This window comes from Micromonospora sp. I033, from assembly GCF_053890995.1.
Genome location: NZ_JBSSLX010000258.1, coordinates 1 through 7,243, shown reverse-complemented (window position 1 = coordinate 7,243; position 7,243 = coordinate 1). Strand labels below are relative to the sequence as shown.

The 7,243-nt window shown below is 75.6% G+C and carries 6 protein-coding genes and 1 pseudogene; 5 read left to right on the top strand and 2 right to left on the bottom strand.

Annotated elements, in window-relative coordinates:
- Nucleotides 1-121 precede the first annotated feature (121 nt).
- From ACW0Q9_RS27500 to ACW0Q9_RS27490, 3 genes and pseudogenes are all read left to right on the top strand, one after another.
- The gene (locus ACW0Q9_RS27500; protein ID WP_456186163.1) at nucleotides 122-841 is read left to right on the top strand and encodes a DUF3152 domain-containing protein; all 720 of its coding nucleotides are present in this window, start codon (nucleotides 122-124) and stop codon (nucleotides 839-841) included.
- A 107-nt stretch (nucleotides 842-948) separates the two neighbouring features.
- Entirely contained in the window at nucleotides 949-2,130 is a 1,182-nt protein-coding gene (gene moeZ, locus ACW0Q9_RS27495) for an adenylyltransferase/sulfurtransferase MoeZ (protein ID WP_456186161.1), read from the top strand.
- A gap of 75 nt (nucleotides 2,131-2,205) precedes the next feature.
- Nucleotides 2,206-3,075: pseudogene (locus tag ACW0Q9_RS27490) on the top strand (hypothetical protein); the annotation flags it as partial.
- 148 nt (nucleotides 3,076-3,223) lie between these two features.
- Here ACW0Q9_RS27490 and ACW0Q9_RS27485 read toward each other — a convergent pair.
- Both ACW0Q9_RS27485 and proB read right to left on the bottom strand, forming a co-directional pair.
- Nucleotides 3,224-4,465, bottom strand: a complete 1,242-nt coding sequence (locus tag ACW0Q9_RS27485) for a glutamate-5-semialdehyde dehydrogenase (protein ID WP_456186159.1) — start codon at nucleotides 4,463-4,465, stop codon at nucleotides 3,224-3,226.
- Nucleotides 4,466-4,476: 11 nt separating this feature from the next.
- Nucleotides 4,477-5,634, bottom strand: coding sequence for a glutamate 5-kinase (proB, locus tag ACW0Q9_RS27480; RefSeq protein ID WP_456186157.1), 1,158 nt, complete (start codon nucleotides 5,632-5,634; stop codon nucleotides 4,477-4,479).
- 13 nt (nucleotides 5,635-5,647) lie between these two features.
- On the opposite strand from proB, the gene ACW0Q9_RS27475 reads away from it, so the two are divergent.
- The gene (locus ACW0Q9_RS27475) at nucleotides 5,648-5,962 is read left to right on the top strand and encodes an MGMT family protein (RefSeq protein ID WP_091317788.1); all 315 of its coding nucleotides are present in this window, start codon (nucleotides 5,648-5,650) and stop codon (nucleotides 5,960-5,962) included.
- Nucleotides 5,963-5,994: 32 nt separating this feature from the next.
- Nucleotides 5,995-7,243 (top strand): MFS transporter (locus ACW0Q9_RS27470; protein ID WP_456186154.1); only part of this gene is annotated, 1,249 nt, incomplete at its 3' end.

The following is a 7,243-nucleotide window of genomic DNA, read 5'->3' as shown; positions in this document are numbered from 1 at the left end:
GGGCGGGGGGCGAGCGGTGGCGGGGGGGAGGCGCGCCGGGGCCGGCCGGGCCCCCCGAGGCGGCACCCGCGGCCGGCCCCGCCACCCGGGGCGCCGCCGGGGCCGGGGGGGGGGGCCCGCGGTGCTCGCCGCGGGTGCCGGCGCGGTCGGGGTGACCCGCCTGGGCGGTCCGGACGGTCCGGTGCACCTCTCCACCCGGCATCCGCTCGCCGCCGACCCGTCGCCGGCCAACGGCGGCGGCGCCGGGCCCCGGACGGCACCGAGCGGGTACCCCACCGCGGGCCCCGGCAGCTTCGCCGCGGCCGACGGCCGCTCGCCGGTACGCGGCCACGACGGCCCGCTGCGCCGCTACCGGGTCGAGGTCGAGCGGGACGCCGGGCAGGACGCCGACGAGTTCGCCGCCACGGTGGACGCGGTGCTCGGCGACCCGCGCAGCTGGATCGCCTCCGGCGAGCTGCGGGTGCAGCGGGTGCCCGAGGCGGCCGCCGACTTCACCATCTACCTGGCCACCCCGGCCACCTCGGAGCGGATGTGCGCCGAGGGGGGACTGAGCACCGAGCGGTACACCTCCTGCCGGCTGCCCGGACGGGTCATCCTCAACCTGGCCCGCTGGATGGAGGCGGTGCCCGACTACGGTGCCCCGCTGGAGGTCTACCGGACGTACGTCATCAACCACGAGGTCGGGCACGAGTTCGGCGAGCTGCACCAGGCCTGCCCCGGGCCCGGCATGCCGGCGCCGGTGATGCAGCAGCAGACGTACGGGCTGGACGGCTGCGTGCCGAACGCCTGGCCGTACGTCGACGGGGTTCGCTACGAGGGCGAGCCGACCGACGGGCTCTGAGTTATTCCCGCTCCCGCATGTCGGGCGACGTGGCCCTCATCATGGCCGATCCCTACCGGCGCGAGTGACAATGGCGCGGTCCCACCGCCGATCCCGGGGAGTCCACCGTGTCGCTGCCCCCGCTCGTCGAGCCCGCCGCCGAGCTGACCGTAGACGAGATCCGCCGTTACTCGCGTCACCTGATCATCCCCGACGTCGGCGTCGAGGGGCAGAAGCGGCTGAAGAACGCCCGGGTGCTCTGCGTCGGCGCCGGCGGTCTCGGCTCGCCGGCCCTGATGTACCTCGCCGCCGCCGGCGTCGGCACCCTGGGCATCATCGACTTCGACACCGTCGACGAGTCCAACCTCCAGCGCCAGATCATCCACGGCGTCTCCGACGTCGGCCGGTCCAAGGCCGAGTCGGCCGCCGCCTCGATCCGCGAGATCAACCCGCTGGTCAACGTGGAGATCCACAACACCGCGCTGGACCGGGACAACGTCCGCGAGATCTTCGCCCAGTACGACCTGATCGTCGACGGCACCGACAACTTCGCCACCCGCTACATGGTCAACGACGCGGCCGTGCTGCTCGGCAAGCCGTACGTCTGGGGTTCGATCTACCGGTTCGACGGCCAGGCGTCGGTGTTCTGGGCCGAGCACGGCCCGTGCTACCGCTGCCTCTACCCGGAGCCGCCGCCGCCCGGCATGGTTCCCTCCTGCGCCGAGGGCGGCGTGCTGGGCGTGCTCTGCGCGTCCATCGGGTCGATCCAGGTCAACGAGGCGATCAAGCTGCTCGCCGGCATCGGCGAGCCGCTGGTCGGCCGGCTGATGGTCTACGACGCCCTGGAGATGAGCTACCGCAAGATCAAGGTCCGCAAGGACCCGAACTGCGTGCTCTGCGGCGAGAACCCGACGGTCACCGACCTGCTGGAGGACTACGAGGACTTCTGCGGCGCGGTGTCCGACGAGGCGCAGGAGGCGGTCGTCGACTCGACCATCACCGCGTTGGAGCTCAAGGAGTGGCAGGACGCCGGCAAGGACATCTTCCTGGTCGACGTGCGCGAGCCGGCCGAGTACGAGATCGTCCGGATCCCCGGCGCTACCCTGATCCCCAAGGGCGACATCATCTCGGGCGAGGCGCTGGCGCAGCTCCCGCAGGACAAGCAGATCGTGCTGCACTGCAAGTCCGGCGTCCGCTCCGCCGAGGCGCTCGCCGCGCTGAAGGCGGCCGGCTTCAGGGACGCCGTGCACGTCCAGGGCGGCGTGCTCTCCTGGATCAAGCAGATCGACCCGGCGCTGCCGGCGTACTGAGGTCACCCGCGTCGAAGGGCCCTCCCGGGTGTGCCGGGAGGGCCTTCGCGTACCCGCCGGTGGGCCGGGCCACCCCTGGCCGAGCTACCGAGGCGTAACCGCGTTTGCGCCGGTAGCGTGGCTCCCGTGGTGGATCTGGAGGCGGCGATCGGCTTCGTCGTGGCGCATGGTGACGCGGTGGACCGCGCCCGCCTCTCCCGGCTGCGCACCGGCTCCCCGGTGCCGCCCGAGCTGTTGGAGGCGGCCGAGTCCGGGCAGGCGCAGGGCGGCGGCTGGCCCGCCGTGCTCGACGGCGAGGTCGCCTCGGTCGACGCGACCTGCTACCGGCTGGCCGAGCTGGACGACCTCGGCGCGCTGGGCCGCCCCGCCGCCCGGCACGCCCTGGACTGGCTGGCCGCCCGCCAGCTCGCCGACGGCGGCTGGGACGAGGATCCGTCGCTGGCCGGGTTCGCCCCCGAGTGGGCCACTCCCGGGGACCCCGAGGCCCGGCTCTTCCTGACCGCCAACGCCGGGTTCTGGCTCACCGTGGCCGGGTTGGACGCCCGCGCCGCCGGCCCGCTCGACCACCGGGTCGGCGGGGCGTACGCCGGGGTGGTGCAGGCGGCGGCCCAGGCGCTCGCCGCGCAGCTCGCGCCGGACGGCAGCTGGCCGTCCTTTCTGCCGGCCGGCTGGCTCGCCGCGGCCGTGCTGCACCGCCAGCAGATGTACTACGAGTCGGCCCGGATCCAGGCGGTGCTGGCCGAGCGCATCCCGCAGATGTCCCCGGCCGACGTGGCCTGGCTCGCCGCCACGCTGCGCCGGGTGGACGTGGGCGAGGAGCAGTGGCTGCTGGTCTCGGCCCGCCGGCGGCTCGCCGAGACCCAGCGCAGCGACGGCGGCTGGGACAGCGACGACGGCCACCAGTTCGACGTGCACACCACGCTGCGGGCGATCCGGGCCTGCCGCCCGAGCACCCCCGAGGCCCCGGTCTCCGGCGCGCCGTTCGTGGCGCCGCTGCCGGCCGCGCTGCCGGTGGTGCCGGCGCCGCGCCCGGCGCCGCCGGCCGACCGGCTGCCGCCCGAGCCGGCCGCGCCCACCGCCTGAGCCGGGCGCCTCAGCGCAGGTGGCCGTCGCCGGTGACCACGTACTTGGTGCTGGTCAGCTCCGGCAGCCCCATGGGGCCGCGGGCGTGCAGCTTCTGGGTGGAGATGCCGATCTCGGCGCCGAAGCCGAACTCGCCGCCGTCGGTGAACCGGGTGGACGCGTTCACCATCACGGCGGCGGCGTCCACCCGGGCCACGAACTCGCGGGCCGCCGGCTGGGAGTCGGTGACGATCGCCTCGGTGTGCCCGGTGCCGTGCCGCCGGATGTGCGCGACGGCCGCGTCCAGCGAGTCGACCACCGCGACCGCGATGTCGGCGGAGAGGTACTCGGTGTCGAAGTCCTCCTCGGTGGCCGGCACCACCGCGTCGGAGTAGGCCGCCACCCGCGCGTCGCCGTGCACGGTCACCCCGGCGTCGGCGAAGGCGGCCAGCACGGCCGGGAGGAAGGCGTCCGCGACGCCCGCGTGCACCAGCAGCGACTCGGCCGTGTTGCAGGTCGAGAGGCGCTGTGTCTTCGAGTTCAGGGTGACGGCCACGGCCTTGGCCAGGTCGGCGGCGGCGTCCACGTAGACGTGGCAGTTGCCCACCCCGGTCTCGATCACCGGCACGGTGGAGTCCTCGACCACGGTGCGGATCAGTGACGCGCCGCCGCGCGGGATCAGCACGTCGACCAGGCCGCGGGCGCGCATCAGCTCCTTGACCGAGTCGCGGGTGCTGGCGTCGAGGAGCTGCACCGCGTCGGCCGGCAGGCCGGCGCCGGCGACCGCGTCGCGGAGCACCGCGACCAGCGCCGCGTTGGAGTGCGCCGCCGAGGAGGAGCCGCGCAGGAGCGCCGCGTTGCCGGACTTCAGGCAGATCCCGGCCGCGTCGACGGTCACGTTGGGGCGGCCCTCGTAGATGATGCCGACCACACCGAACGGCACCCGGACCTGGCGCAGCTCCAGCCCGTTGGGCAGGGTCGCGCCGCGGACCACCTCGCCGACCGGGTCGGGCAGCGCGGCCATCTGGCGCAGCGCGTCGGCGATGCCGGCCACCCGGCCCTCGTCGAGGGCCAGCCGGTCCAGCACGGCCGCGCTCAGCCCGGCCACGCGCCCGGCCGCCAGGTCCGCCGCGTTCCCGGTCAGGATCTCCGGGGTACGCGCCACCAGCGCGTCGGCCATCGCGTGCAGCGCGGCGTCCTTGACCGTGCGGGTGGCGACCGCGAGGGCCTCCGCCGCGCCCCGGGCCCGCCGGGCCTGCTCGACCACGCTCATGCCAGCACTCCTCACAGCAGCACGAGGTCGTCGCGGTGGACGACCTCCCGTTCGTACGCCGGGCCGAGCGCCGCGGCGAGTTCCGAGGTGGAGCGGCCGAGCAGCCCGGGCAGCTCGACCGCGTCGTAGTTGACCAGCCCGCGGGCGACCGGCGCGCCCTCGGTGTCGACCAGGTCCACCGGGTCGCCCGCGGTGAACGCGCCGTCCACCGCGGTGATCCCGGCCGGGAGCAGCGACTTGCGCCGGCCGACCACCGCCTGCACGGCGCCCGGGTCGAGGTGCAGCCGGCCGCGCGGCGCGGTGGCGTGCGCCAGCCAGAAGAGCCGGGCGGCCGGGCGCCGGCTGTTCGGGTGGAAGAAGGTGCCGACCGGGTCGCCGGCCAGCGCCGGCGCGGCCAGCGGCGCGGCGGTGAGCACCACCGGGATGCCGAAGCCGGTGGCGATCCGGGCCGCCTCGACCTTGGTGACCATGCCGCCGGTGCCCACCCCGGCCCGACCGGCCCCGCCGATGTCGACCCCGGCCAGATCGCCCTCGCCGTGCACCTCGGTGATCCGGGTGCTGCCGGCGCGGGTCGGGTCGCCGGTCCAGAGCGCGTCCACGTCCGACAGCAGCACCAGCAGGTCGGCGTCGACCAGGGCGGCCACCAGCGCGGCGAGGCGGTCGTTGTCGCCGAACCGGATCTCCTCGGTGGCCACCGTGTCGTTCTCGTTGACGATCGGCACGGCCCGCAGGTCGAGCAGCTTGCGCAGGGTCCGGTAGGCGTTGCGGTAGTGCGCCCGCCGGGTCACGTCGTCGACGGTGAGCAGCACCTGCCCGACGGTCAGCCGGTGCCGGGCGAAGGCCGCCGCGTAGCGGCCGATGAGCAGGCCCTGCCCGACGCTGGCGGCGGCCTGCTGGGTGGCCAGGTCGCGGGGGCGCCGGGGCAGCCCGAGCGGGGCCAGGCCGGCGGCGATCGCGCCGGAGGAGACCAGCACCACCTCGCGCCCCCCGGTGGCCAGCGCGCCGAGCGTGTCGACCAGCGCGTCGACCCGGGTGTCGTCCAGGCCGCCCGCCGGGGTGGTCAGCGAGGAGGAGCCGATCTTGACGACGATCCGGCGGGCCGAGGTGACTGCTTCGCGCACCCGACCATTCTGCGCGCTGCGGTCCGCCGCGCCCCGGCGCGTTCCCATATCGTGGCAGCCCGTGACACCTGACGAGTACGTCGAGGCGGTGCTGGACCTGGTCGAGCGGATCCCGCCCGGCCGGGTGATGTCGTACGGGGCGGTGGCCGACGCGCTGGCCGACCGGTCGGGGCGGGCCTCGGCCCGGCTGGTCGGCTCGATCATGGCCCGGCACGGGGGCGGGGTGCCCTGGCACCGGGTGGTGAACTCGGCCGGCCGGCTGCCGCCGGGGCACGAGGTGGAGGCGCGGGCCCGGCTGCGCGCCGAGGGCTGCCCGTTGCGCCCCGCCGGGGTGGACATGGCGGCGGCCGCCTGGTCGCCCGACGAGGGGATGTGACCGCCGACATAACGTGAGTAGCATTCGGCTCCATGACGGAAACGGGCGGGAGCCTGCCTCGCCGGGTGCACGCCGGATACGCGCTGGGCTCGCTGGTCACCGGCGCGTTCGGCACGGTGCCCGGGCTGCTCCTGCTGCCGTACCTCACCGACACGCTGGGCGTCGCGGCCGGCGTGGCCGCCCTGCTGGTGCTCCTGCCGAAGGCGTGGGACGTGCTGGTCAACCCGGTCGCCGGGCGGATCTCCGACCGGACCCGGTCCCGCTGGGGCGCGCGCCGGCCGTGGCTGCTCGGCGGCGGGCTGGCGCTGGCCGTGCTCTTCGCCGCGATCTTCGCGGCGCCGTTCGGGGCCGGCCCGGCCGCCGGGACGTACGTGGCGCTGGCCTTCCTGGCCACCGCGACGGCTTTCGCCTTCTTCCAGGTGCCCTACGTGGCGATGCCCGCCGAGCTGACCGGCGACCCGGCGGAGCGTACCCGGCTGATGAGCTGGCGGATCGCGGTGCTGGCGCTGGCCATCCTGGTCTCCGGCGCGGTGGCCCCGGCCGTGGTGACCGCCGGCGGCGACGGCGTGCCCGGGCACCGCTGGATGGGTCTGTTCGTGGCGGCGTTGATCGTGGCCGGCACGGTCGGCGTCTTCCTCGGCACCCGCTCCGCGCCCACCGGCACGGTGGGGGAGAGCGAGCCCAGCCTCCGCGCCCAGCTCGCGGTCGCCGGCCGGAACCGGCCGTTCCGGGTGCTGCTGGTCTGCTTCGTGATCCAGTCCGCCGGTGTCGCCACCGTGCTGGCCGGGGTGAAGTACTTCGCCGACCAGGTGCTCCGTGCCCCGGACAGCGGGCCGACCCTGCTCTTCGCCTGCTTCGTCGGCCCGGCCCTGCTGGTCATGCCGCTCTGGACCCGGGCCGGCGCCCGCCTGGGCAAGCGCGCCGCGCTGGTCGCCGCCTCGCTGCTCTTCGCGGCCGGCGCGCTGGCCCTGGTCGCCGCCCCCGCGCTGCCGGCCGCCGGGGTGTACGCCGTGGTCGCGGTGATCGGCGTCGGCTACGCCGGCCAGCAGGTCTTCGCGCTGGCCATGCTGCCGGACTGCATCGCCTACGACACCGCGCGCACCGGCCGGCGGCAGGCGGGCGTGTTCACCGGGCTGTGGACCGCCGGGGAGACCTTCGGCCTGGCGCTCGGCCCCGGCATCTACGGCCTGGTCCTCCAGCTCTCCGGCTACGTCTCCTCGGCCACCGGGGTGGCGGCCGCCCAGACGGCGACCGCCCGGCTCGGTGTGCTGCTCGGCTTCA

Bases quoted from the DNA above. Each gene is read 5' to 3' on its own strand.
- ACW0Q9_RS27485 (WP_456186159.1), bottom strand. From the start codon at position 4,465: ATGAGCGTGGTCGAGCAGGCCCGGCGGGCCCGGGGCGCGGCGGAGGCC.
- proB (WP_456186157.1), bottom strand. From the start codon at position 5,634: ATGGGAACGCGCCGGGGCGCGGCGGACCGCAGCGCGCAGAATGGTCGG.